Genomic DNA, 25,996 nt, shown 5'->3' with positions numbered 1-25,996 from the left:
GTTGTCTACTTACTGTTTTATCTCGCCGTTCTAGTCTCTGCACGTATTCTATTAATCTTGAACAATAAAATTTATTTATACTTATTGAGCAAATCGTTAACTTGCAACGATGGTTGATGTAACGTGTGCAATTATTGTTAATCCAGAGGGGCAAGTTCTTGTAACGCAGCGTAGCGCCACTATGAAGCTACCTTTAAAATGGGAATTTCCAGGCGGGAAAATGGAATTTGGCGAAACACCCGCCATCTGCTTAATACGTGAAATAAAAGAAGAACTCAACGTAACAATCAAAATCTTATCAGAATTACCATCCAATAAACATAACTATCCCGATTTCTCCATCAATCTCATTCCCTTTATTTGCGAAATCACAGAAGGTTCTATTGAGTTAAGAGAACATTCGCAATACAGGTGGTTACATCCAAATGTTTTATTAGATTTGGATTGGGCAGAAGCGGATCTTCCCATAGTTGCAAATTACTTAACCTCTTTAAATGTCACTTGAATTAGGATTGTACGAACAACTGATAACCAAATTAATAGCAAATAAGCTGAATGATCTGGGAACAGAAGAGTTTTTTATAAAAAGTGTAGCTTTAGATAGAGCAGAGGCATCGAGATACTTGTCTCTTTATTTGGCAGAAACTATTCAATTTGCATTAACCCATGTAAAAGAAGAAGATGATAAAGCTATTACCAAAAAGATAGATTTATCTAACAAGATTATCCAATTGCTGATAGAACAATTGCCTCAGCTTGAGTTATCAAATAACCTAATTGACAATGAAGGCAAACTTTTACAGGCAATTGTCTCCAAGCTAGATTCCCCATATCCAGATTTAAATGAACGCATCAAACAAATCATGCCTTATACTCGACTTAGCCAGAGTGAATTATTCACTGGTAGTAATGTAGGCATCTCGCTAGAAAGTGAAATTAAAAAGGAAATATTATCAGCAGATGAAATCTGTTGGCTTGTTTCATTTATAAAATATTCTGGGATACTATTATTTAAGGATGCCCTTGAAGAGTTTACGAACAGTGGCAAAAAGCTAAGAATCATCACCACAACCTATATGGGGGCTACTGATTTAAAAGCCATAGAGTTTTTAGCTGGATTAAAAAATACGGAAATAAAGGTTTCATATAATACTGAGCACGAAAGACTTCATGCTAAAGCATATTTGTTTTTACGAAACACCAACTTCAATACTGGTTACATTGGCTCGTCAAATCTTTCTCGATCAGCCTTAACAAATGGACTAGAGTGGAATTTAAAAGTTACATCCAGGGAAATTAGCCATATCATAGACAAATTTCAAAAGACATTTGATACTTACTGGGAGGATAGAGACTTTGAATATTATAATTTAGATAAAGATAGGGAAAAACTAAATAAAGCCCTTAAACAGCAAAGCACTGGCGATAGAAAAGGCATCACCACATTTTTTGACTTAAAACCCTTTCCATATCAGGAAGAAATTTTAGAGAAGCTGCATTCAGAAAGGAAAATTCACTTAAGAAATAAAAACCTAGTTGTAGCCGCTACTGGCACAGGTAAAACAGTAATATCTGCCTTTGATTATAAGCGGTTTAAGGATCAACAACCGAGCGCCCGTTTGCTCTTCGTAGCCCACAAAAAAGAGATACTAATACAAGCACAGGAAACATTTAGGCACGTTTTACGGGATGCTAACTTTGGCGAATTATGGGTAGATGGCATTGAGCCATCTAAATATGATTATGTATTTGCCTCTGTACAAACATTGAATAACAGGTTGACTGGTCTAAAACTCTCGGCAGAGTTCTATGATTTCATTATTATTGATGAAGTACATCATATTGCTGCTAATACCTACAGACCAGTTGTCAAGCATTTCAATCCAAAGTTGTTGTTAGGCTTAACAGCTACGCCAGAGCGTATGGATGGAGAAGATATTTTAAAAGATTTTTGTGGTGTTATTGCGGCAGAAATCAGATTGCCTGAAGCATTGAACAGAAAGTTACTTTCTCCTTTTCAATATTTTGCAATATCAGATTCGGTTGATTTAAATGGGGTTTCATGGAAGAATGGTAGATATGAAAGTAAAGAACTTACCAAAATTTATACTAATGACGATCGCAGAGTAGGTGAGATTTTATTCAATTGCAGAAAATACCTAACCGATGAAGAGGATGTACGTGCAATAGGATTTTGCGTGAGCGCAGAACATGCTCGGTACATGGCGGAAAAATTCGTCTATGCTGGTTTAAAAGCTGATTACCTAACTAGCGAGAATGCGAAGCAGAATCGTGACGCTATTCGGGAACGATTAAAGTATAAGGATATTAATTATTTATTTGTTGTTGATATATTTAACGAAGGAATTGACATTCCTGAAATTGATACCGTACTGTTTTTAAGACCGACTGAAAGCTTAACTGTTTTTTTACAGCAGCTAGGCCGAGGACTGAGGTTAGCTGAAGGAAAGGAATGTTTAACCGTTTTGGACTTTGTTGGCAATTCCAGACCGGAGTACGACTTTGAAAATAAGTTTAGAGCTTTAGTTGGGAAAACGCATACATCTATGATTAAGGAAATTGAAGATGACTTCCCTCATCTTCCATTAGGTTGTTCTATTGTGTTAGAGAAAAAGGCAAAAGAAATAATCTTAAAAAACATTAAGGATGCTACTGCTTTTAATAGAAATCAAATACTCAATAAAATACGAAACTATAAGCACAGTAGTGCCGCAGAGCTTACGCTGGAAAATTTTATAAATTTCTACCATATCGATCTTGCGTTGATTTATAAGAGAGGCAGTTGGAGTAGATTATGTGCAGACGCTGAAGTAATACCAAATTTTCAGGAACCACATGAAAAGGTTTTGGCAAGTGGAATTAAGAAGCTGATGCAAGGTGTTTCGATTAGCTACTTTAGGTTCCTGTTAAAATTCATAGATCAAGATTTTGACATGGTTAATCTTAATAAAGAAGAACAAGCTATGGCACTGATGTTCTATTACGATATATGGCAAGATGCTGGCTCAAAACTTGGATTTGAAAGTTTAAATGATGCCTTTAGTCTGCTTTTAAATAACCCTAATATGCTTTCAGAATTGAAAGAAGCTCTCCGGTATTTAATTGCCCAAGTAAGTTTTGTAGAGAAAGATCACAACCTAAACTTTATGTTTCCATTAAGGGTTCATAGTAGATATAATCGCGATCAGATATTGGTGGCACTTAGACTTCACCAGTTTGAAAAAGCCTCATCGAATAGAGAAGGAGTAGCTGAAAATAAAACATTGAATGTGGAAGGCTTGTTTGTAACGCTTAAAAAATCAGACAAAGAATATTCACCAACCACATTATATGATGATTATGCTATTAGTGAAGTTTTGTTTCATTGGCAATCTCAAAATCGGGCCTCACCATATAATAAATCTGGGCAATCCTACATTGAGCAATCGGAAAATGATAAAACTATCCTGGTTTTCGTTCGCGAACAAACTAAGGATGAGTTTGGCAATACCGTCGGATTTGTATTCTTAGGCAAAGCTTCTTTTGTAAAATCAGCAGGAGAGAAGCCCATGAATATTGAATGGCAATTAGCAGAACCAATGCCGGCTTACATTTGGAAGGAAAGCGGGAAATTGGCGGTGGGATAGATTGTAAAATAAACTATTAAATTCATATAAGGCCTGCATATACCCAATTTTTTAAGATATCTTTTTAGCGTCGCCTAGTATTATGTTTAAGTCCACCTGCTTATGCGTATTGTAAACGATGTACTGGATGTAGTATGTCTTCTAATGGAAACTGCTGAAAATTTTCTCTACGACAATGAAGCACATGTCATTCACTTTATCTATATTTATCCATAAATAATATTAGGCTATTGAATTGTATGTTTCAATGAATGTGATCCATATGGTTAACGCGCTCAGTTAATGCCAAACTTAAAGTTCAAATAAATGCAATTTTTAAATTAGACATTCTATTTAATAAACTCAAACCCATTATTATTCGCAATTGTAACTAGTGGCTGAATGTTATTTTTAAAGCGCTCTTTTAAGCTTTCCTTGGAAATTGTGTTTACAGATATCAAGTCCGGAATGATTGTTAAATAATCTTCCTGGAATTTTTTGTCGCAAGAACGCTCTAATACAGTTCTTATAGCTAATGCTTGAATATCAAAATATGAATCAAAGTATTTATCAAGAGGAGGTAGTTTATCACATTTGACACTGTTGAACCGCTGATCGGCTGGTATTAAGTTCCAGATTAAATCATGGGACACGAAAGCGTATGGTACAAAATGCTCCACAGCATAATCATCAATATCTAATATACGGTTCGTATAAATGCAATGTATGGGTCCATATTGATTAATGACATTATTCCAAAATTGTCGATGTTTGAATAAACTGCCTCGTTTTGCGGGTTTAATCAGTTTATTAGGGATGTCTGGAACATTAGGGTTGTGTCTCTGAACATATAGACTTAAATTCCAATAACAAAAATGTTTTAACACTCCGCTGTTATAAGTTATGTAATCTATCCATTTGGGATTAATAACTATGTCAGTTTCATTTAATGCATACAGGCACTCGTTAGAAAAAAGTTGAGATAGACTATAAATTTCTTTTCTATTCCCTTTGATATTGCTAAACCACGGACTAAGAAATCTGTGAGGTACCTCTTTATCAAAATGTCTCAAATTAGATGACGTTCGAGGATTGTTGCTGTTCTTTAAAATATTCAAAATAACAGATTTATTTTCATCGATATTTATGTTTTCATTTAATCTGATTTCTTCTACTGCGATTTGTAACTGATCTAATTTTCCGAAGCTTAATTTAAAATAATTGATAGTATACCAGGCATTGGCTATCATGCCAGCAAATAAATCCATCTTTCTTATCTTATGATTTCCTCGCTCTACTTCTTGCAAAATAGATAAAAACCAGTAAAATTTATAGGCTGCCGCAGTACTCCTAAAACAAGAAGCTAACGCTTGTATTGGTAATGAATCACTTAAGGGCAGGACACTCATATTGGCTTGAACACTTTCTGCTATGAAGATACATTACATTTTCAAAATCCGAGTAGTTGAAGTTTAGATTTGAATAATTAGTTTCAATAACTTCAATTTGGATTCTGCAAAAGTATAATTGAATGGCCGCATTCTAGTAGCTAATTTATTTAAATGTAAAACTAAACTCAAATGTTTTCCTGTCAATATTTAGTAGCAAGATGATCGCCTAATGTGTTGGAAACTTTATCGTTATTTTCTATAGTAAAACTTTTAAGTTTGGAAATGACAAGATCTGAACAGCCAACTAAACACATCATTATAGGGGCAATAGCTAATAGCGACTGGGATAAATGCGATTTCGCTCTAATTGAAATCATACCAGAATGGAAAACTCTCATGCAGCGACGATTGAAAGCGATAGAGCCATTTAAAGACGACCAATATTTTAGTTGCAATGTTTATTGGGAAGCTCCACTTGGTTATTTTAAAATTTCCAATGATACCGAAATACAAATACTTTCTGGGACCCGAAGGACCAACCAATCTTGGGCTTATGTAAATCTAGCAGAAGAAGAAATTGAAAATTTAAGCATTCCAGAAAGCGAACTAGATGCACATACATTGAAGATTAACAAAGATGGAACTGCCTTTTATAAAGTGCACGCTGAGTATACTACAGATGATTTTTATACTGATACTTTTAGAATTAGTGATCTGCTGTAACTATGCGATAGTGGCAACCTTTAACTATTTACAGGCTCGATTAATAGAATCCCAAATCAAATTACCATCGAAGTCAATTTTGTAGGTATTTTTTTCAAAATCAGTTAAAAGAATATGATCATGATTTACGACAACGGCATCTGTACCGTCCATTACAAAAAATATATCCGCACCACTAAAACTCCATTTAATTTCTCCTGCTTTATTGATTCTCGAGATGGCAAGCTCACCATTAACCAAGTAATCATCCTTGAATTTAAATATTTTGAAACAATAAATGTAATCAACGTTAGCTTGCCAGTTAAGCTGAAGGTCTGGTAAATTCAAGCAAAATACAGTACCTCCATTACAAACCAGCAACAAATGGTCATCTAATAATGATAAGAAAGGATGCAAGTCAGTTCCGTAAGAACTTATTAAAATACAGCTGCGTAATTCTTTACCGTTCTGAGATACTTTAACCTCGTAACGTGAACCTCCATACCGCGGGTCAGATTCACTGTAAAGGGTTTCTAAATAAGTGACTCTTTCAGCAGATGAATCATAGATCTCAGGACTATGGCTCAATTCGATATCAAGGTTCTTATATTTATATTTTATCATTAGCTGCCATGCCGAATTTAATGCCGAGTTCAAACATATACTTTCCTGAAGATAGTAGAATACTTTTCCTTTGGTATTCAAAGATATAAAAGCATTTCCGGGTTTAAAACACCTGCCTTCTAAAAATCCATTTAAACCAATTTTGCTGTAATTTGTATTGAATTAAATTTTTACCCAGATAAGAGATAGTAGTAATTTCTAAACACCATAAAGTATTAGAAGACTAGTTTGTATATAAGTTTTAAAACTAGCTAATCTTTGTAAATTGCAATCATGTTTTGGCATAGAAATACAGCCAGCAAATCAACCTTAGAAATGAAACCTTACCTAGCTATATTTATATTATTTTTATGCTCGTGCCATAGTAGGCATGACCAGAGGATAGGTGATTTTAAGTCCCAAACTATAGAACCTGATACCGTTACAAATCCAGTGTCAAAAAACAGTGTAAAAGATTCAATTGAACTCCTGGAATATTTTGTAGATAGTTTAAGCATAGGAAGACCAAAGCAAAATAAAATTGAACTGGTGTTTCTTAGATCTATCGATAGCAGTTATGTAGTTATTAACTTCTATAAAAGAACTCAAAAGGATTCGTGGACGTTAAAGCAAAAATTTAATTTCCTAAAAGAGGATCTAATGGGCTGCTTTACCGAACTGGCAGATTTTAATAACGATGGCTTCAATGATGTAACTTACAAATCTCTAGTGGCTGCAAGAGGAGCTAATGATGTGAGAAATCTTTTCATTTATGATGGCATCACAGATCAGCTAATCTATATGAAAAATTCAGAAGATTATCCAAACATGTTATACAACAAAAAACTGAATTGCATTGATGCATTTTTAGTGCACGGAGGTTCTACTACTGTATTTTTAAAAATTGAAAAGGACAGTTTAAAAGAATTTGCTAGTGTTAATTTGGATGACAAAATAAATATACGACTGGTGGATAAAAACGGAAAGAGAAAATACCTGGTGAAGGACAAGAAAAGCGACTTTGATCCTCATACAAGGTTTACGAATTTCAGTCCACTAGAATAATAGTAAAGCTAACATCGAGTAGTTTATCTTTCAATTTGGACCCTCGGCAACAGGCTCCGGATTCAAAACAAACATTTTCTTTTTTGGATGGTAATTGACAGTTAGGTATCCGCCAACCCGGCCAATGCTATTAGAGATTATAAAATTATAACCCTTATTTGTTGTAACGTTATCATAGATAATGGTCATTAAAGTCCCGGTAGGGGTGTCAATATTTTCAAAATTGAGGGTTTGAAATGTTTTGTTGGTTTCCTTATTGATGATTTTTAATGCACTCATATACGCTTCGGATTTTTGGTTTTTATTGTAAACCCCAACAAAATAGTATTTATCCAGGGATGGGTACTGAATAATTTCGATGCCATTAAATGCTATATCGGGTTGATCGAAGAGTCGGTTTGTAAGCGTAAGTGTTACTGTTAAAGTATTTTTGCTGTCATTCCAGTTGCCAACTAATTGTGTCCCTGAAAAATTGAGTTTGAACGTTGCAGTGACGCTGGCATTAGTGCCAATTTCAAAAAGTTCAACTTGTTTGGTTACCGGATTAAAGATTCCTTCAAATCTTATTGGCGTATTGAATTTGTTGTATTTATAAACACCAATAACGTTATATTTCTTTTTAGCAGACTCACCAAAATATCCCTCTGCGTGTTGAAACGATAGTGTAATTGGATAAGCCCCAATAAATCCCGAGAAGTTATAACATTTGTACCAGCCGGCGAAGCTTTGTGTTGTAGCTACAATGAATATGCTGATGAGAAAAATAAGCTTCAATTTCATAATTTCTGGCTTTTATTATTATTGATTTCTAAAGATCAAGCTTTTTATTGGTCTGTCTCGGAAATGTTGGAAGATAGGTTAACTGTAGTGTTGCTGGCCCACTGAATTACCATTGTGAGTGGAAGCATAAAAATAGTATTAAAGACAAGGAAGCCCGCTTCTGTGTTATAACACTTGCCATGCCCTGTCGGTTCTGCACCCAAACTTCTGATCCAAATAAATAGAAATGGATACAAAAGGATGATAACACCTGATAGCCAATACGTATCAGTAAATATTTTGTAATTACGTTTTTTATACAACCTTGTTAGTGTGAGTGGTACTGCTAAATAAGGTGCAAGAATCAGGACTGTAATAATAAGGTCGAAGATTTCCATAACTATATAAATTGAATTGATTAGTCAATCTTTAGTTATTAATCCTGTAATGGTAAAATGGTAACCCAAATTGTAAAACTGTAGTATCTTGTTGTACCCTTGGTTGGATTATGGTTAGTTTATCGTTAGGGTATGCTTAGGGTATCAAGGGTAAAACCTAACTATTCTATAAGCAATATCTATTGATATACTAGCGAATACTAGAACAGGTTACCATTATGGCTAACTCGGTCCAATAGAACGAAATTGTGATGGCAAAGATTGATCAATCAAAAGATGAAGCAATATCGAAGAGGGTTTAGTTAGTTTGCGTAGATTCTTTATTCAATTTTCTAATCACAACAGCAGGATTGCCTACCGCTAATGAATCATCAGGTATGTCTTTTGTGACTACAGCTCCTGCACCAATAACACACCGGTTGCCAATGGTAACGCCCGGGCAAATTATCGCATTTCCACCAATCCAGCAATCATCTCCAATATGTATTGGCTTCGCATTTTCTTTTTCTCTTCGTGCTAATGCTTCCAGTGGGTGAGTTGCCGTATAAATTTGAACTCCTGGTGCGCAGAAAACATTATTCCCTATGGTTACAGGCATTACATCCAGCACTACGCAGTTCACATTGAAGTATACATTTTCTCCGCATATCATATTATAACCGTAATCACAATGAAAAGGTGGTTCAATGTAAATGCTTGAATGGGCATTTGGCAATAACTTCATAAGAATTTCCTTTGTCCTATCACTTACTACATATTCTTCAATATTCAATTGCTTCAGTAATGATTTACATCGGGTTCGCTCTTTTACCAGGACTTCGTCATTAGCCAGGTAATACTCCCCGGTAAGCATTTTCTCTTTTTCAGACTTCATGTTCACTAATTTAGGTTTTTGAAGTCGCCAAACAAAATGGTCGGTGCAAACCATACCAATAAACTTTTGCTAAATTGCACTGTTATATCATAAATAACAACGTTATGGCAAGTTTTAATGACATCATAAATTCAGATAAACCAGTACTGGTAGATTTTTCGGCAGAATGGTGCGGACCATGTAAAATGATGGCTCCTGTATTGCAGCAATTGAAAGGTATGATTGGCGAAAAGGCCACTATTCTAAAAGTGGATGTTGACAAAAATCCGGAAGTATCCAGGAAATATAACATCCAGGGGGTGCCGACGCTGATCTTGTTCAAAAATGGCGAAACCAAATGGCGCGAAAGTGGCGTAATACAAGCAAATCAGCTAAAAGGAATTGTTGAGCGTTATTTGTAATGTTTTTACAAAATCAGGTTTTAGCTAGTGGTATGAATAATTAGCTACCATTATTCATAATATTTATGCGTAACTTGGAATCTAAATAGGTATAGATGCAACGTGTAATTAAAATCATGATCAATTTTAGACTGTTAATTTTAATAGCAATACTGTTTAGCGCAGTAAATGTGTTTGCATGTTCGTGTGCGCCTAGCCGCGTGACAGATAATTTTCAACAGGCTGAGTTTGTAGCAAAAGTTAAGATTCTAAAAGTATCTCAGGATACTATAAACACAGATTACCACAACGCAGAAATTCAAATGGTTACATTGTACAAAGGTAAGCCTAGAACAGACATTAAAATTCTAAGTGTATTGAATAGTTCATGTGCCTTTTTGCCAGAAGTAAACTCAACCTGGATTGTATTTGCTTCTGTGTGGCAGGGGTTTTTGAGTTTTAATTTCTGCTCAGGTAGTTTTCAATTAGACAGAGCATTTGATCCAATAAAGTATCCAAATGCCAAAAATAATTACAGAAAATCTATTTTGCTAAAAGAACAAGTTTTAGCTTATTTAAGCCACCAAAATATTCTGAACCCAAATCCAGCAGGCCTGTTTCTTTTTAACAAAGATTTGGCTACTATTAAAGGATACACTGATAAAGAGCTATTCGCAGTATTTAAGGTAGAGCTAAATGTTGATTTGTCGATCTCTAAAATTGAAATTCTTAAAAAATTCCAGAATAGGGCACTCACCGAGGCTGTGTTTAACAGCATAAAAAACGGTTTAAAAATTGTGAAGCCTTCACGCAATTCAATTACAAGGCCCACAAATGTGATTGCTTTCTGTTATTTTTATGAGGGTAAGGATAAGGATATAAGCTTTGTAAGTCTAAACGATGTATAAATTACACACAATAGCCCTCATTGCATTTACATTTTGCCTGTTCAATGCATCGGCTCAGAAAATATCAGCTGTAGAAAAAAAGGCAGCAGGGAAGTTGCCCCAACTGAATGATCAATTCGTTTCGGCTGCAAAGCGCTGTTTTGATCAGTTTATTGTTAAACTTAGGGAAGGGGACATTGAAGGCGCCAAAACCTTTTTAGCACCCCAAGTACGAAACATGATGACTGCAACTGTGTTCAGTAAGCTAAGCTCATTCGTTAAACCGGGCCCCTTTAAAATATATACGCATCGCGTAGAGGATTTTAAGGGAATCAACTACCTGGCAATCCAATTTACATATGCCAACGCGCCAGAGAAACCTACTGACTTTATGAAGGTACTTTTTGATCAGGATAACCTCATCATTAGCGTGCAACCGCTTATGATGAAGGAGCCACACGGTTAAAATTCTCCGCTCATTTTATAGGCTTGTTGAATGATCCTTGATTTGGCTACAATCTTAAGGGCTTTGCTTATGCCAGCTTAGAATGTCTTATAGATCTTTGTGACCATAACGTAAATATTATGGAATTAAGAGAAATCAATTTAGGTAATCAAGGCTTGGTTGTGCCGGCCATTGGTTTAGGCTGTATGGGCATGACTGGCTTTGAAGATGCAAACATGTACGGCGAGGTAGATGAGCAGGAAGCTATAGCCACTATCCATAGGTCGTTGGAACTTGGTGGAAACTTTCTGGATACCGCAGATCTTTATGGGCCCTTAAAAAATGAACAGCTAATTGCGAAGGCCATTGAAGGACAACGTGACAAGTATATTATTGCGACCAAGTTTGGATGGGAGATTGACGACAATAACAAAGTGACCTGGGCCATAAATGGTAAAAAAGACTATGTAAAAAAGGCATTGGAGCGTTCTTTAAAAAACCTTAAAACCGACTACATTGATTTGTATTACCTGCACCGACTGGATAAATCAACTCCAATTGAAGAGACTGTAGAAGCCATGAGCGAATTGGTAAAAGAAGGCAAGATAGGTTACCTCGGATTGTCAGAAGTTTCTTCTGAAACCATAAGGAGGGCGCATGCTGTACACCCTATAAGCGCGGTACAAAGTGAGTTTTCTTTGTTTGAACGAACGGTAGAAGAACGTGGTATCCTCAAAACACTGGATGAACTGGAGATCGGCTTTGTTGCCTATTCTCCGTTGGGCCGCGGATTTCTTTCGGGACAGATACGCAGTATTGCTGACCTGCCAGAGAACGATTTTAGAAGAGGGATGCCTAGATTCCAGGAAGGGCATTTTTATAAAAATATGCAATTGGTTAAGGCTATAGAGGAATTAGCCGCAGAAAAAGAAGTTAGCGCTTCACAATTGGCCTTGGCATGGGTAATTGGTAAAGGTATTCTTCCTATTCCAGGTACCAAACGCAGAAAATACCTGGAGCAAAACATTGCAGCAGTAAATATTGAACTGACACAGGCAGAACTGTTAAAGTTGGAAGGCATTGTTCCCTTAGGTACCGATACAGGAAAACCTTATGATGAGTTTAGCATGGGGCTTATCGATTAGTATAGCTTTAATTTAATAAATTTGTACCATGAACGCCATTAATTCCGTTTCTGAATTCCACCGGCTGCTTTCCTTGCCCCAACCATTGCATCCACTGGTAAGTGTGATCAATTTAGCGGAGAGTATATTTTTAGAGGATGAGGTTTGGAAGGGATTTGTAAACCGGTTTTATTGCGTGGCCCTAAAAAGAGAGGCTAAAGGTAAAATTAGATATGGCCAGCAACATTATGACTACGATAAGGGTGTACTGAGTTTTACAGCACCTAATCAAGTGCAATACCTGGACCTGCAGAACATGGAATGCGGGTCTGGGTATTTGCTGATTTTTCATCCGGATTTTTTGCTAAACAATATGCTGGCAAAAAATATTAGCAGTTACGGTTTCTTTTCTTACGCCGTTAATGAGGCATTACACCTCTCTGCCGAGGAGGAGGACAACCTGATTACGATACTGGAGAATATCAACAAAGAATGCAGGCACATTGATAAACATACCCAGGAGATTATTATTGCTCAAATTGAATTGCTGTTAAACTACTCGAATCGTTTTTATGAACGTCAGTTTATTACCCGTAAAAACAACAACCATCATTTGCTACAGCGGTTTGAGGATTTATTAGCTGCATATTTTGATACACATATTTCTGACAGGCAGGGACTGTTAACCGTTAGCTATATAGCGGGACAGATGAACCTTTCTGCAAATTACCTGAGCGATCTGCTTCGCATACATACCGGAAAGAATACACAGCAGCATATTCATGAGCGGCTGATAGAAAAAGCAAAAGAAAAACTGTCTACAACAGACTTATCAATAAGTGAGGTAGCCTATGAACTCGGTTTTGAGCACCCGCAATCTTTTAGTAAATTATTTAAAACTAAAACACAGCAATCGCCACTGGAATTTAAACGCTCTTTCAATTGAGTTATAATTTGATTTGTATCTATTTTAAAACCTCAAATTGTAGATAGAGGAAATACTTTTAAAAAGCCGATTCTGGCACTAAAAACAAAACACTCGGGGAATATATGCCTCAAAACGGGGTGATTTGGCATTTTCCTTGCCAATATTCAGTGTAATTGTTTTTTCACTCTTTCCTTATTTTATTTTAATGATTCAATCCGTCAGAAGAATACCCGTAATTCGTTATGCCCTCATTGTTTCACTCATCATAGTATTATTCATAAGCGCTTTTTACTTATACCTCTATTATTCTAACGCCGTCCGTTTACGGTATAATGTGGCCCAGATGGTTTCTGCCAGGGAAAGTGCTGCAAAAATAGATAGTTGTTTACTTTATCTATATACGGCAGATAACAACAGTCGCCTGTATACATTGACTGGTGATGAGGGGTATTACAAGAAATTTTCGGAAGAAATAAACTTTGTAAACCGAACCGTGCAGCAAATGGGTAGCAACAATTTACTTCCTAAAAATATTTTGTACCGGAAAATTGATACACTTGTAGAGCAGAAAGCGGGTTTTATGCAAAGCGACATCTATCTGCGAAGCTTATCAGATAGTCTGCTGCTTTCTGCCGCCAGGATTAACGAAGCAGTAACAGCTAAAAAGAATCAGGTAGTAGTAGCGCCGGTCATTAGTAAAATCGTCAGCAAAATACGTATAGACACCATAAAGGTTCCGGAAGAAGAAAAACCGCGCAGGCGCAAATTCTTTGGCCGTTTACTTGCTGCCTTTGCTTCTCCAAAAGCAGAAGCCAGCTCAAAAAAATCACCATCAGCTGAAGGGAAAATCATCATTAAGAAAAAGTATGATACGCTTGTACAAATTTCGCCCTATACCGCCGAAATGAATGCCCGTTATCAGAACAACTACCAAAAGATGTTGAACAATAGTGCTGAATTAAAGGAAAATGAAGAAAGTTTGCTGGCTACGAACAAAAAAATAATTGATGAAATCATCAGCAAGCTCAAATCTTTCAAACAAAGTGAGCAGCTTCACATCAACAGTAGTAGGGTTAGCCTGGAAAGTAGTTTGCACGACGTGGTGTTTAGGTTTAGAAGCCTTTCTGGACTGACCTTTCTATTTCTAATCTCTCTGGTATCCATTATTTTATATAACATTTGGAAAATATTTCGCAGTGAAAAGCAATTGCTGTCTTACAGTCTTAAAACCGAACAATATGCCCAATCAAAAAGTGCCTTTCTGGCCAGTATGAGTCATGAAATACGTACGCCATTGAATTCTGTGATTGGCTTTTCTGAGCAATTGGGGCAGGGGAGTTTGGACCACAAACAGCAGGAACAGGTAAATGCCATCAGCGCCTCGTCAAAGATGTTGCTGGATGTGGTGAATGAGATACTGGATTTCTCTAAATTTGAAACCGGCAAAATGAGCTTTGATCAGCAGCCTTTTAATGTATGTAAGGTATTAGATGAAACGTATAATACGCTTAAAATACAGGCAGATACCAAGGGTATTTTATTGGTAAAGAAGTTTAATCTTGATTCATCGTTGTGCATTAAAGGAGATGCCTTTCGTTTAAAACAAGTTATTGTCAATTTCCTGAGCAATGCGGTTAAGTTTACATCATCTGGAGCGGTAACCTTAAAAGCTAGAATAAGGGAAGATAAAACGGGCAGGAAATTGCTGGGCGTTCAGGTTAGGGATAGCGGACTTGGCATTAGCAAGGAAAATCTGGAGCATATTTTTGGTGAATTTTCTCAGGTAGACGCTGCACAGGAAAAAGCCTCACAAAAAGGAACCGGCCTTGGGCTGGCCATTTCTAAAAAGATCATAGAGTTGCAGGGGGGGAAGATTAGTGTAAGTAGTGTACTTGGAAAAGGCTCTGTGTTTAGTTTTGAGTTGCCTTTTGAGCTCGCGGAGGAAATTAATGATTGTAAGCTGGAAGACCGAAATGAAAAGGAGCATAACTACCTGGAACTGGCAGGACTTAACGTACTGATTGCCGAAGACAATAACCTAAACGTATTGCTATTGAAAACCATTTTAAAAAAATGGAAAATCAATGTAGATGTTGCTGAAGATGGTTTAGAGGCTTTTGCCATGTTTGAACAGCAGGATTACGACTTGTTGTTAACGGATATTGAGATGCCGAAAATGAATGGGATTGAACTCTCTAAAATGATCAGGCAATATAACGATCAGGGCAAAGCGGCATTGCGGATTATAGCCTTAACAGCAAACGTGTTACAGGAAGACCGGAACAGGTATTTGGCAGCAGGAATGAATGGTATAGTCTTGAAACCCTTTACGGAACAAAACCTCCTGGACAACATCAGTAAAGTATTGGGCGTAAAAACGCCCTGATTTATGCTTAACTTGCGCCCTTTATTTAATTCCTAATTTTTATGCCTTTTAGTTCTCTGGGTTTATCAGCTGCTTTGTTAAATGCGCTTGCCGACCAAAATTTTACCTCGCCAACGCCAATTCAGGAAGCTGCTATACCAGCCATTTTGAATAAAAAAGATGTGTTGGGAATTGCCAAAACAGGCTCTGGAAAAACGGCCAGTTACGTTTTACCATTGCTGATGAATGCACAGAGATGGGCGGGCATTAAAAACCGCCATGCAAATGTGCTGGTTTTGGTGCCTACGCGTGAATTGGCCGAACAGGTAAAAGAGGTTTTTAGAACTTTTAGTAAGGCATTGCCCAATCCGGTTAAAACACTGGCGGTATATGGTGGTGTATCAATCAATCCGCAAATGATGGCTTTACAGGGTGTTCATATTTTGGTAGCTACACCGGGCCGTTTGCTGGAGTTGCTGGATGCAAATGCTGTGCATTTATCTGGTATTGAAACATTGGTATTGGATGAAGCAGACAAAATGCTCAATCTGGGCTTTAAAGAGGAAGTGGATAAAATCCTTGGCCTTTTACCTGTGCAGCGTCAGAATATTCTGTTCTCCGCAACTTTAAGCAAAGACCTGGAGCACATTCAGCAGCTGGTACTGCAGGCGCCGGTGGTGATAAAAATTGAGGAAGAAGAAACCTCTCTTGATCTTATTAATCAGCTAGCTTATATTGTAGCGCCCGAAAGAAAAGGTCCATTTTTGCGTTACCTGATTAAACACCATAATATGAAACAGGTGTTGGTTTTTGCTTCTTCTGTACAGCTGGTGGAAGCCATTGTGAATAAACTGCGTAAAAACAACATAGCGGCCAGGGCCATTCACAGTAAAAAGAGCCAGGGAAACAGAACGGATTCTTTAACAGATTTTAAATCTGGTAAGCTAAGGGTTCTGGTGGCTACGGATTTAATGGCAAGAGGTATAGACATTAATTTTTTGCCTTATGTGATCAATTACGAATTGCCAAGATCGCCAAAAGACTATATACACCGGATTGGTAGAACCGGACGTGCAGAGGCAGTTGGTGAAGCAATTTCGCTAATAAGTCTGGATGAGTTGCATCATTTTGAAGTGATACAGAAGAAAATGGGTAAACAGGTGAGTATCATTGATGGTGCAACCATAATCATTTAAAATTTCTATACCAGGCTATTGGTAATTTTAATACATTTGGTTTGTACACGAGTTAAATACACACACACTTTTACACACCAAAATGAAAATTTCAAAGTTACACCTGATCGCCGCGATGCTACCGCTGGCTTTCGGTTACCAGCTTGCGACTGCCCAAACCAAAGTTGGCATTAGGGCAGGAGTCAATTTTTCCAGTATTACCCTTAAAGATGAAGAGGGCAATAAAGCGGAAACTCAATCTACACCGGGTATTTTATTGGGCTTAACCGCCGATGTGCCTGTGATGGACGGTTTTTTTATACAGCCCGGCCTGCTGTACTCAAGAAAGGGCTACAACCAGGAAACGGGGGGGTATTATGATGCAGCTTCAAATTTTAGGGTCAACGTTACTTATATAGAGTTGCCTGTGAACGTGCTTTACAAACCCAAGTTTAAATCGGGAAATCTGGTTTTCGGTGCCGGACCTTACCTTGCTTATGGCACTGGTGGTAAATGGAAATCAGACAATGTGATTTTAATTGGCGACATTATGACGGACAGTAAAGGAAACGTTATTTTTAGGAATGACTATAAGGACGGAGAGTTTGAAAATTACCTATATGGCAGACCATTTGATTACGGAGCTAATTTTTTAGCCGGTTATGAATTCATGGGAAGACTGTCTGTACAGCTCAACGCTCAAATCGGCCTGGCCAATCTACAACCCATGTTTAGTGGCGTAAAAAGAAATGGGGCAATAAAAAACAAAGGTTTCGGCCTTTCGGTTGGTTATAAATTTTAGCTCATTTACAAAACGTATATTTGCCAGATAACTTTAACATCAAATGAATAAAGCTGTTTTTCTTGACCGCGATGGGGTCCTTAACCATGAAATGAATGACTACATTTGCAGGGTAGAAGATTTTGAAGTGCTGGAATATCAAATTCCACCTTTAAAAAAATTGTATGATGAAGGCTACATGCTCATTGTAATTACCAATCAGGGCGGTATTGCTTTAAACAGGTATACTGAAGATACGCTGGCTACAATGCACCAGATGCTATTTGATAAATTTGCAGCTCAGGGCGCAGTAATTACAAAAGCTTACCATTGTGCACATCACCCTACTGTTTCTGAAGAATGCGATTGCAGAAAACCTAAATCGGGCATGTTGCTGGAAGCAATTGCAACTTATGACATTGATCCGGCGCTTTCTGTGATGATTGGTGATAAACCACGCGATGTAGAAGCCGCTAACGGGGCAGGAGTAAAGGGGATTTTAATTGAGCCAGATGAACAGCTCAGCTACGAACACATAAAGGAAGTTCTGGCTTCATAAAAAAAGCGCAGCCATTGGCTGCGCTTTTTTTATGTTCATCGTCTTCTCGACGATAGGAGAGATCTATTTACTAAACAACTTTAGCTGCTTCTGCTGCTTTTTTATGATCTGCAAGGAAAGTAGCCAGGCCACTATCAGTTAATGGGTGTTTTAATAAACCTAAAATTGCTGATAACGGGCCAGTCATCACATCAGCACCCAATTTAGCACAGCTAATGATGTGTAATGGTCCGCGGATAGATGCAGCAAGAATTTCTGTAGGGTAACCGTAATTGTCGAAAATTAAACGGATGTCTTCAATTAAAGTAAGACCTTCTGTACCTATATCATCCAGACGGCCTAAAAATGGAGAAACGTAAGTTGCACCAGCTTTAGCAGCTAATAAAGCCTGTCCTGCAGAGAAAATTAAAGTACAGTTGGTTCTGATTCCTTTTGAACTGAAATATTTAATGGCTTTGATACCATCTTTAATCATTGGAACTTTAACTACAATTTTAGCGTCCAGGGCAGCAAGCGCTTCGCCTTCTTTAATGATTTCTTCGTAAGTGGTAGAGATTACTTCTGCACTTACTTTATCGTCTACAAGAGCACAAATGGCTTTGTAGTGGGCAATTACATTGTCTTCACCAGTAATACCTTCTTTAGCCATTAAGCTTGGGTTGGTGGTTACGCCATCTAAAATACCAAGATCCTGAGCTTCTTTAATCTGATCAAGGTTGGCGGTGTCAATAAAAAATTTCATATTATCTGATTTTTGCGATTGATTATTCAATTATCGATGCGCTAAATTAAACATTTAGTTGATGGAACCGAGAAAAATTTGTGATTATGATAGCCCTTAGACTTTTCCCCGAATGGGAAAGAAAAAAAATGGGCAAGCAACTTTTATCGCACCGCTACAACCTTCTACCCTTGCTTCGTTCCCGCCCTGGGGGAGTTCAAAGGGAGCTGATCGTAAAAGACTTGCCCACTGCAAATGTAGCAAAAGACATTAGTCTGCAAAAACATATTTTGCTTTTTCTGCCTTTTAAATGGCTTTTTTCCGGTAAGGGGTTGAGAAAGAAGCTAATTAATTTTTGCATATAAATTCTATTGGATAAGTTTTAATGGTTTTACCGGCTTTTGAGCCAAAAAGCTATTTGATATGGCCTTTAACCATTATTATCTAAAATGAATATAAATAAGAATTTTGTGAACTTTACAATTCTAATTCTCTAAAATTTGAATTCTGTTAATAAATTGACTTTATATTTGGAATATACTGCTTGTTTCCTAAAAAATATGCGAATATTACAATGCTATACTTTTTTTACTTATCTTAGTGATTCAAATATCAAACTAAATTATGGAACAATTACAAGATAACCAGGGGTTATATGACCAGCGGTTTGAACATGATGCATGCGGCATCGGTTTTGTTGCCCACATCAAGGGCAGAAAGTCGCAGCAAATCATTTCGGACGCCATAACCATTCTAGAAAATCTTGATCATCGCGGAGCAGTCGGAGCGGAAATTAACACAGGCGACGGTGCTGGTATTATGATACAGATACCTCACGAATTTTTATATGACGAATGTCTTAAAATTGGATTCAGCTTAAATGAATCTGGTAATTATGGCGTGGGAATGCTGTTTTTACCTAAAGACGTAAAGGCGAGGGAAGAGTGCCGGGAGATTATTTACCGGGCTGCAGAAAAACTTAACCTGGAAGTACTGGGTTTTAGAAGAGTGTGGACCGATACTGATGGTATCGGCGATATGGCGCTTTCTGTAGAACCAGAGATGGAGCAACTTTTTATTGCCCGTCCTTATGACATCAAAGCAGGAGCAGATTTTGAACGTAAGTTATATGTATTCAAAAACTACCTGACTAAAACTATTAACAATACCGTGAAGGGCATTAAGTCTGATTTTTATATCGCTTCTTTCTCTTCAAGGACTATCGTATATAAAGGTCAGCTGACCTCTATGCAGGTGCGTACGTATTTTGCCGAACTTGGCGACAAACGTGTGGTGTCTGCTTTTGGATTGGTACACTCGCGTTTTGCGACCAATACTTTTCCTTCATGGAGATTGGCCCAGCCTTTCCGCTATATTGCACACAACGGTGAGATCAATACCCTTCAGGGTAACCTGAACTGGTTCCGTGCCAGTGTAAGGTCTTTTGCTTCCAGCTATTTTACTACCGAGGAGCTGAATATGTTGCTTCCTTTTATTGATGAAACACAATCTGACTCGGGCTGTCTGGATAACGTTGTGGAGCTGTTGATGCATTCTGGCAGGTCTCTTCCTCATGTAATGATGATGCTGATTCCGGAAGCTTGGGATGGTAACGAAGACATGAGCGAGCTGAAACAGGCATTCTATAAATTCCACGCTACTTTGATGGAGCCATGGGATGGTCCTGCAGCTATTGCTTTTACCGATGGGAACCTGATTGGTGGTACATTGGATAGAAATGGTCTTAGACCGGCACGTTATGCCATTACTCAAGATGACCGCGTAATCATGGCTTCGGAATCTGGTGTTTTGGCACTGGATCAAAGCGAAGTGATTGAAAAAGGCAGGTTAACTTCCGGAAAGATGTTTGTTGTAGACATGGAAGAAGGAAGAATCATTAGTGATGATGAAATTAAAAATAAAGTATGCAGCAGCCGTCCGTATGGCGACTGGATTAACCAATACCAGATCCGTTTAGAAGAACTGTCTGACCCAAGGGTAGTATTTACAGGTCTTTCTGAAGAATCTATTTTTAAATACCACCAGGTATTTGGTTACAGCAGGGAAGATATTGATTTGGTGTTGAAACCAATGGCGCTGGAAGGCAAAGAGGCGATAGGCTCTATGGGTACTGATATTCCACTGGCTATTTTGTCGCAAAAACCTCAGCATTTATCTTCTTATTTCAAACAGCTTTTTGCCCAGGTTACCAACCCACCAATTGACCCGATCCGCGAGAAAGTGGTAATGAGTCTTGCCGGATTTATGGGTAACAATGGCAATCTTTTAGAAGAAAGTGCCATGCAATGTCATTGTGTGGGCATTAAACACCCGATATTGACCAATCTTGAGCTGGAGAAGGTACGTAGTATTGATACTGGCGTATTCCAGTCTAAAACCTTGCAAACTTATTTTAGGGCAAATGGTAAACCAGGCTCACTGGCTAAAGGTCTTGAGCGTTTGTGCCGTTATGCAGTGGATGCGGTGGAAGATGGTTTCCAGGTAATTGTACTTTCTGACCGTGCACTGGATTCAGAACATGCTGCCATTCCTTCACTTTTAGCGGTATCTGCTGTACACCATCATTTGATCCGTAAAGGGCATAGGGGTGCGGTAGGAATTGTGGTTGAAGCCGGAGACGTTTGGGAAGTGCATCATTTTGCTACCCTGATTGGTTTTGGTGCTACCGCAGTTAACCCTTATCTGGCTTTAGAAACCATTACTGGTTTTGAAAATGAAAGTCAGCTTAAACCAGAGAAATTAATTCAAAACTATATTTATGCCGTAAACAGTGGTTTATTGAAGATTTTCTCTAAAATGGGAATTTCAACTTTACAATCTTACCATGGTGCCCAGATTTTCGAGATTTTAGGTATCCATAAAAATGTAGTAGACAACTACTTTACTGGTGCTGTATCTAGAATTGGTGGATTAGGACTTGACGAAATTGCGCGTGAGGCCTTGATTAAACATGGTCGTGTTTTTGGTAAACATACCAGACCTGATGCAATTTTGCCTACTGGTGGTAACTACAAATGGAGAAGAAAAGGAGAACAGCATTTGTTCAATCCTCAGACCATACACTTGTTGCAAAATGCAACCCGTAAAAATGATTACAACATCTTTAAACAATATACTAAACTGGTAAACGACCAGGGAAAACAAGCATTTACCATCCGTGGTTTGTTTGAATTCTCTTATAACCGTACACCTGTTTCTTTGCAGGAGGTAGAATCTACTGAATCTATCCTGAAGCGTTTTGCTACAGGTGCGATGTCTTTCGGTTCCATATCTCATGAAGCTCACTCTACACTTGCCATTGCCATGAACCGCATTGGTGGTAAGAGCAACACTGGAGAAGGTGGTGAAGATGAACTGAGGTATGAATTGATGGAGAACGGAGATTCTATGCGTTCTGCCATTAAACAAATTGCTTCGGCACGTTTTGGTGTAACCAGTAACTACCTGACCAATGCTGATGAATTGCAGATTAAAATGGCACAAGGCGCTAAGCCTGGAGAAGGTGGTCAGCTGCCGGGTCATAAAGTGGACGATTGGATTGCTAAAACCCGCCATGCTACGCCAGGTGTTGGTTTGATCTCTCCGCCACCACATCATGATATTTATTCTATTGAGGATTTGGCTCAGCTGATTTTTGATTTGAAAAATGCAAACAGAGAAGCTCGTATTAACGTAAAACTGGTTTCTAAAGCTGGTGTAGGTACCATTGCTGCAGGGGTAGCTAAAGCACATGCGGATGTGATTTTGGTATCTGGTTTTGATGGGGGTACTGGTGCTTCGCCTTTAACTTCTGTACAACATGCCGGTTTGCCATGGGAACTTGGACTGGCAGAAGCACATCAAACACTGGTAAAAAATCGCCTGCGCAGCAGGGTAGTTTTACAAGGTGATGGTCAGCTGAAAACAGGTAGAGACATTGCAATTGCTGCCTTATTAGGTGCAGAGGAATGGGGTGTGGCTACAGCAGCGCTGGTAACTGCAGGCTGTATCATGATGAGAAAATGCCATTTGAATACTTGTCCTGTAGGTGTGGCTACACAAGATCCTGATTTGAGGAAACTGTTTACAGGTGATCCGGACCATGTGGTAAATCTATTCAGGTTCCTTGCCGAAGAGCTGCGTGAAATTATGGCAGAGCTGGGCTTTAAGACCATTGAAGAAATGGTTGGCCAATCAGACGCTTTAAAAGTGCGCAATATTGATCCTGCGGACTGGAAATTGAAAAACATTGACCTTTCTGCTATTTTATTTAAAGCGCCAGACAATGGTTTAAGTTTATACAATACAGAAAAACAAGATCATGGCCTTGATCACGTGCTTGACCATCAGCTGATAGCTGCTGCGCAACCAGCTTTATTAAATAAAGAGCCTGTATTTGCAGCGTTTGAAGTGATCAACACAGACAGGTCTATCGGAACCATGTTATCTAACGAGGTGTCCAAGATTTATAAAGGAGCTGGTTTACCTCCAGATACAGTTAACTTTAAATTCCATGGTTCTGCCGGACAAAGTTTTGGTGCTTTTGCAGCAAGAGGGATTTCGCTTGAACTGGAAGGTGAAGGAAATGACTATGTAGGAAAAGGTTTGTCTGGAGCACGCCTTTCTGTTTATCCTTTTAAAGAAGTGAAATACGTTCCTGAGCAACACATTATTATTGGTAACGTTGCTTTATATGGCGCTACATCGGGCGAACTTTTTGCCAGAGGTTTAGCGGGAGAACGTTTTGCAGTAAGGAACTCTGGTGCAACTGCTGTAGTGGAAGGATTAGGTGATCATGGTTGTGAGTACATGACCGGTGGTGAAGTTTTGGTTCTTGGAAATACAGGTAGCAATTTTGCTGCTGGTATGAGCGGTGGTGTGGCCTGGGTTTATGATGCTAATGGCGATTTCCCAAATAAATGTAACAAGGAGATGGTGGATCTCGATCCGCTGGATGAACAGGATGAGTTGCGTATTAATGCCTTATTGAAAAAACATATCCAACTGACAGGTAGTAAATTGGCTGAGTTCATTTTAAGTGATTGGGCAACACAATCTGCACACTTTGTTAAAGTATTCCCTAAAGAATACAAAGCAGTATTATTAAAAAGAACCGATAAAGTTAAAACATCATAATGGGAAAAGTTACAGGATTTTTAGAGTTTGAAAGAACTGCTCCTTTAAAACAAGATGCTAAAGAACGCTTAAGTCATTATAATGAGTTTGTAAAAGCATTTGAAAAAGAAGAGATAAACCGTGAAGCTGCACGCTGCATGGATTGTGGGGTTCCTTTTTGCCAGTCGGGTTGTCCGCTTGGTAATGTGATCCCTGAATTTAACGATGCTGTTTACCAGGGCGACTGGGAACTGGCTTCAACAATTTTATTAAGCACCAATAATTTTCCTGAATTTACAGGAAGAATTTGCCCTGCACCATGTGAATCTGCCTGTGTGCTTGGCATCAATAAATCTCCGGTATCTATTGAAGAGATTGAAAAACACATCATTGAAATTGCTTTTGCAAAAGGATACATTAAAGCAGAACAACCGCTAATTAGAACTGGTAAGAAAATTGCCGTAATTGGTTCAGGTCCGGCAGGTTTAGCTGCTGCTGCTCAATTGAATAAAGCTGGGCATGAAGTAACTGTTTACGAACGTGATGATACACCTGGAGGACTATTGAATTATGGTATCCCTGATTTTAAACTGCAAAAAGATGTGGTGGCAAGACGGATTGATTTGATGGAGAAGGAAGGCATTATTTTTAAATGCAACGCTAATGTGGGTGTAAATGTAGAATTGAACACCATACTGCGTGACTTCCAATCTATTGTTTTGGCTGGTGGATCTACCATTGCGCGTGATTTGAACCTTCCGGGACGTGACGCCAAAGGCGTGTATGTGGCGATGGACTTTTTAAAGCAACAAAACAAACGTGTTAGGAACATTCCTTTTGAGCAGGAGCCGATCATGGCGACTGGTAAAGACGTAATTGTGATTGGTGGTGGTGATACAGGTTCTGACTGTGTGGGAACTTCCAACCGTCACGGAGCTAGATCTGTGATGCAATTTGAGATCATGCCGATGCCTGCATCTGCACGTACCAACAATATGCCTTGGCCTACTTATCCAATGCTACTTAAGGTAACTTCTTCTCATGAGGAGGGTTGCGAAAGGGCCTGGGGTGTAAACACCAAAGAGTTTTTAAAGGATGCTGATGGCAACTTGAGGGCTTTAAGGGTAGTAGATGTGGAATGGGAAATTGACCCTAGTGGCAGACCATTGAACTTTACAGAGAAACCGGAAACTGAACGTGAACTGCCTGCACAGCTGGTCTTATTGGCTATGGGCTTTTTACATCCTCAGAAAGAGGGATTATTGGAGAAATTAGGTGTAGAATTGGACGCCCGCGGTAACGTGAAAGCTGAAGAAGGAAAATACCAAACCAATATTGCGAAAATTTTTGCAGCTGGTGATATGCGCAGAGGTCAATCACTTGTAGTATGGGCAATATCTGAAGGCCGGGAAACCGCAAGAAAAGTTGACGAGTATTTAATGGGAGAGAGCAAGCTGTCTTGCAAGGACGGTATTCCATTTGCATAAGCAGCGCGCTTAGTTATACTAATTGATTTACGGGTAGGTTATTTAAACCTACCCGTTTTTTATTTAGTAACCTAGTCTGAGTTTGGCAAAGAAATCCCACAGGACAATTCCTGCTGAGATGACGATGTTAAAAGAATGTTTGGTGCCGAATTGTGGTATTTCTATACATTCATCAATTACAGCCATTACCTCATCACTAACGCCATTCACTTCATTTCCAAAGATCAGCGCATATTTTTGACTAGGGTCTGGTACAAAAGTGTGTAGCATATTACTGTCTTTTGCTTGTTCAATGGCCAGAATCCGGTATCCTTCATTGCGCAATTGTGTTACTGCGTCTACAGTATTTTCAACATACAACCATTCGATAGATTGCGTAGCGCCCAAAGCTGTTTTTTCGATTTCCCTATGTGGAGGTTGTGCAGTGATACCGCAGAGATAGATTTTTTCAATAGAAAAGCCATCTGAAGTTCTGAATACGGAGCCCACATTGTGCATGCTCCGTACATTATCCAGTATTACAACAAGGGGAAGTTTCTCCTGTTGCTTGAACTCTTCTACGCTAACCCGATTCAGCTCATCTAACTTTAATTTTTGCATGGTGCAAAAGT

At 38.4% G+C, this 25,996-nt stretch carries 21 protein-coding genes and 1 other RNA gene; 15 read left to right on the top strand and 7 right to left on the bottom strand.

Features of this window, described 5'->3' with window-relative positions; translation table 11 throughout:
* Positions 1 to 109 precede the first annotated feature (109 nt).
* Positions 110 to 505: a (deoxy)nucleoside triphosphate pyrophosphohydrolase gene (locus tag LPB86_RS17560; protein ID WP_230646389.1), complete on the top strand. Its 396-nt coding sequence runs from the start codon at positions 110 to 112 to the stop codon at positions 503 to 505.
* The gene (locus LPB86_RS17555) at positions 495 to 3,647 is read left to right on the top strand and encodes a DUF3427 domain-containing protein (RefSeq protein WP_230646386.1); all 3,153 of its coding nucleotides are present in this window, start codon (positions 495 to 497) and stop codon (positions 3,645 to 3,647) included. Before LPB86_RS17560 ends, LPB86_RS17555 begins: the two co-directional genes overlap by 11 nt.
* A 329-nt stretch (positions 3,648 to 3,976) precedes the next feature.
* On the opposite strand, the gene LPB86_RS17550 is transcribed toward LPB86_RS17555, so the two are convergent.
* Positions 3,977 to 5,035 (bottom strand): HNH endonuclease domain-containing protein, encoded by a 1,059-nt coding sequence (locus tag LPB86_RS17550; protein ID WP_230646381.1) that lies wholly within the window; start codon positions 5,033 to 5,035, stop codon positions 3,977 to 3,979.
* A gap of 264 nt (positions 5,036 to 5,299) precedes the next feature.
* Here LPB86_RS17550 and LPB86_RS17545 point away from each other — a divergent pair, with 264 nt between their 5' ends.
* On the top strand, positions 5,300 to 5,740 hold the full coding sequence (locus tag LPB86_RS17545) for a hypothetical protein (RefSeq protein WP_230646377.1): 441 nt from the start codon (positions 5,300 to 5,302) through the stop codon (positions 5,738 to 5,740).
* Positions 5,741 to 5,764: 24 nt separating this feature from the next.
* Here the strand turns inward: LPB86_RS17545 and LPB86_RS17540 are convergent, their stop codons facing one another.
* Positions 5,765 to 6,343 (bottom strand): hypothetical protein, encoded by a 579-nt coding sequence (locus tag LPB86_RS17540; protein WP_230646373.1) that lies wholly within the window; start codon positions 6,341 to 6,343, stop codon positions 5,765 to 5,767.
* Between the two features lie 432 nt (positions 6,344 to 6,775).
* Between LPB86_RS17540 and LPB86_RS17535 the strand changes: the two genes are divergently transcribed.
* Positions 6,776 to 7,387: a hypothetical protein gene (locus tag LPB86_RS17535; protein ID WP_230646371.1), complete on the top strand. Its 612-nt coding sequence runs from the start codon at positions 6,776 to 6,778 to the stop codon at positions 7,385 to 7,387.
* A gap of 30 nt (positions 7,388 to 7,417) precedes the next feature.
* Here LPB86_RS17535 and LPB86_RS17530 read toward each other — a convergent pair whose 3' ends face one another.
* A complete protein-coding gene (locus tag LPB86_RS17530) occupies positions 7,418 to 8,167 on the bottom strand; it encodes a hypothetical protein (RefSeq protein ID WP_230646369.1) in 750 nt (249 codons plus the stop codon).
* A gap of 675 nt (positions 8,168 to 8,842) precedes the next feature.
* Positions 8,843 to 9,418, bottom strand: a complete 576-nt coding sequence (locus LPB86_RS17525) for a sugar O-acetyltransferase (protein ID WP_230646367.1) — start codon at positions 9,416 to 9,418, stop codon at positions 8,843 to 8,845.
* Positions 9,419 to 9,522: 104 nt separating this feature from the next.
* Here LPB86_RS17525 and trxA point away from each other — a divergent pair, with 104 nt between their 5' ends.
* From trxA to LPB86_RS17480, 9 genes are all read left to right on the top strand, one after another.
* Positions 9,523 to 9,819, top strand: a complete 297-nt coding sequence (trxA, locus tag LPB86_RS17520) for a thioredoxin (protein ID WP_230646365.1) — start codon at positions 9,523 to 9,525, stop codon at positions 9,817 to 9,819.
* Between the two features lie 200 nt (positions 9,820 to 10,019).
* On the top strand, positions 10,020 to 10,706 hold the full coding sequence (locus LPB86_RS17515; protein ID WP_230646362.1) for a hypothetical protein: 687 nt from the start codon (positions 10,020 to 10,022) through the stop codon (positions 10,704 to 10,706).
* The gene (locus LPB86_RS17510) at positions 10,699 to 11,151 is read left to right on the top strand and encodes a hypothetical protein (protein ID WP_230646360.1); all 453 of its coding nucleotides are present in this window, start codon (positions 10,699 to 10,701) and stop codon (positions 11,149 to 11,151) included. The genes LPB86_RS17515 and LPB86_RS17510 overlap by 8 nt, the downstream gene beginning before the upstream one ends.
* A gap of 119 nt (positions 11,152 to 11,270) precedes the next feature.
* Entirely contained in the window at positions 11,271 to 12,275 is a 1,005-nt protein-coding gene (locus LPB86_RS17505; RefSeq protein WP_230646358.1) for an aldo/keto reductase, read from the top strand.
* Between the two features lie 28 nt (positions 12,276 to 12,303).
* Positions 12,304 to 13,200, top strand: coding sequence for an AraC family transcriptional regulator (locus LPB86_RS17500; protein WP_230646356.1), 897 nt, complete (start codon positions 12,304 to 12,306; stop codon positions 13,198 to 13,200).
* Positions 13,201 to 13,387: 187 nt separating this feature from the next.
* Positions 13,388 to 15,568, top strand: coding sequence for a response regulator (locus tag LPB86_RS17495; RefSeq protein ID WP_230646354.1), 2,181 nt, complete (start codon positions 13,388 to 13,390; stop codon positions 15,566 to 15,568).
* A 41-nt stretch (positions 15,569 to 15,609) separates the two neighbouring features.
* Positions 15,610 to 16,743, top strand: a complete 1,134-nt coding sequence (locus LPB86_RS17490) for a DEAD/DEAH box helicase (RefSeq protein ID WP_230646352.1) — start codon at positions 15,610 to 15,612, stop codon at positions 16,741 to 16,743.
* An 82-nt stretch (positions 16,744 to 16,825) separates the two neighbouring features.
* On the top strand, positions 16,826 to 17,524 hold the full coding sequence (locus LPB86_RS17485) for a porin family protein (RefSeq protein ID WP_230646350.1): 699 nt from the start codon (positions 16,826 to 16,828) through the stop codon (positions 17,522 to 17,524).
* Positions 17,525 to 17,567: 43 nt separating this feature from the next.
* Positions 17,568 to 18,062: an HAD-IIIA family hydrolase gene (locus LPB86_RS17480; protein ID WP_230646347.1), complete on the top strand. Its 495-nt coding sequence runs from the start codon at positions 17,568 to 17,570 to the stop codon at positions 18,060 to 18,062.
* Between the two features lie 70 nt (positions 18,063 to 18,132).
* Here the strand turns inward: LPB86_RS17480 and fsa are convergent, their stop codons facing one another.
* On the bottom strand, positions 18,133 to 18,804 hold the full coding sequence (gene fsa / locus LPB86_RS17475; protein ID WP_230646345.1) for a fructose-6-phosphate aldolase: 672 nt from the start codon (positions 18,802 to 18,804) through the stop codon (positions 18,133 to 18,135).
* 127 nt (positions 18,805 to 18,931) lie between these two features.
* Positions 18,932 to 19,031: signal recognition particle sRNA small type (ffs, locus tag LPB86_RS17470), an RNA gene on the bottom strand.
* 376 nt (positions 19,032 to 19,407) lie between these two features.
* Here ffs and gltB point away from each other — a divergent pair.
* Together gltB and LPB86_RS17460 are read left to right on the top strand one after the other, a co-directional pair.
* A complete protein-coding gene (gene gltB, locus LPB86_RS17465; protein WP_230646343.1) occupies positions 19,408 to 23,919 on the top strand; it encodes a glutamate synthase large subunit in 4,512 nt (1,503 codons plus the stop codon).
* Positions 23,919 to 25,385, top strand: a complete 1,467-nt coding sequence (locus LPB86_RS17460) for a glutamate synthase subunit beta (protein ID WP_230646340.1) — start codon at positions 23,919 to 23,921, stop codon at positions 25,383 to 25,385. Before gltB ends, LPB86_RS17460 begins: the two co-directional genes overlap by 1 nt.
* Before the next feature lie 63 nt (positions 25,386 to 25,448).
* Here the strand turns inward: LPB86_RS17460 and LPB86_RS17455 are convergent, their stop codons facing one another.
* On the bottom strand, positions 25,449 to 25,985 hold the full coding sequence (locus LPB86_RS17455; RefSeq protein WP_230646338.1) for an RNA methyltransferase: 537 nt from the start codon (positions 25,983 to 25,985) through the stop codon (positions 25,449 to 25,451).
* Positions 25,986 to 25,996 lie beyond the last annotated feature (11 nt).

The sequence above is a fragment of the Pedobacter sp. MC2016-14 genome, from assembly GCF_020991475.1.
In the GTDB taxonomy this organism is placed as follows: domain Bacteria; phylum Bacteroidota; class Bacteroidia; order Sphingobacteriales; family Sphingobacteriaceae; genus Pedobacter.
Note: the sequence above shows the minus strand (reverse complement) of the source record. Positions and strands in the feature narration are given on the sequence as shown.

Coding starts and splice junctions, on each gene's coding strand:
- LPB86_RS17545 (WP_230646377.1), top strand. CDS start 5,300: ATGACAAGATCTGAACAGCCAACTAAACACATCATTATAGGGGCAATA.
- LPB86_RS17510 (WP_230646360.1), top strand. CDS start 10,699: ATGTATAAATTACACACAATAGCCCTCATTGCATTTACATTTTGCCTG.
- LPB86_RS17495 (WP_230646354.1), top strand. CDS start 13,388: ATGATTCAATCCGTCAGAAGAATACCCGTAATTCGTTATGCCCTCATT.
- fsa (WP_230646345.1), bottom strand. CDS start 18,804: ATGAAATTTTTTATTGACACCGCCAACCTTGATCAGATTAAAGAAGCT.
- LPB86_RS17480 (WP_230646347.1), top strand. CDS start 17,568: ATGAATAAAGCTGTTTTTCTTGACCGCGATGGGGTCCTTAACCATGAA.
- LPB86_RS17500 (WP_230646356.1), top strand. CDS start 12,304: ATGAACGCCATTAATTCCGTTTCTGAATTCCACCGGCTGCTTTCCTTG.
- LPB86_RS17460 (WP_230646340.1), top strand. CDS start 23,919: ATGGGAAAAGTTACAGGATTTTTAGAGTTTGAAAGAACTGCTCCTTTA.
- LPB86_RS17555 (WP_230646386.1), top strand. CDS start 495: ATGTCACTTGAATTAGGATTGTACGAACAACTGATAACCAAATTAATA.
- LPB86_RS17455 (WP_230646338.1), bottom strand. CDS start 25,985: ATGCAAAAATTAAAGTTAGATGAGCTGAATCGGGTTAGCGTAGAAGAG.
- LPB86_RS17550 (WP_230646381.1), bottom strand. CDS start 5,035: ATGAGTGTCCTGCCCTTAAGTGATTCATTACCAATACAAGCGTTAGCT.
- LPB86_RS17490 (WP_230646352.1), top strand. CDS start 15,610: ATGCCTTTTAGTTCTCTGGGTTTATCAGCTGCTTTGTTAAATGCGCTT.
- trxA (WP_230646365.1), top strand. CDS start 9,523: ATGGCAAGTTTTAATGACATCATAAATTCAGATAAACCAGTACTGGTA.
- LPB86_RS17540 (WP_230646373.1), bottom strand. CDS start 6,343: ATGATAAAATATAAATATAAGAACCTTGATATCGAATTGAGCCATAGT.
- gltB (WP_230646343.1), top strand. CDS start 19,408: ATGGAACAATTACAAGATAACCAGGGGTTATATGACCAGCGGTTTGAA.
- LPB86_RS17530 (WP_230646369.1), bottom strand. CDS start 8,167: ATGAAATTGAAGCTTATTTTTCTCATCAGCATATTCATTGTAGCTACA.
- LPB86_RS17525 (WP_230646367.1), bottom strand. CDS start 9,418: ATGAAGTCTGAAAAAGAGAAAATGCTTACCGGGGAGTATTACCTGGCT.
- LPB86_RS17560 (WP_230646389.1), top strand. CDS start 110: ATGGTTGATGTAACGTGTGCAATTATTGTTAATCCAGAGGGGCAAGTT.
- LPB86_RS17485 (WP_230646350.1), top strand. CDS start 16,826: ATGAAAATTTCAAAGTTACACCTGATCGCCGCGATGCTACCGCTGGCT.
- LPB86_RS17505 (WP_230646358.1), top strand. CDS start 11,271: ATGGAATTAAGAGAAATCAATTTAGGTAATCAAGGCTTGGTTGTGCCG.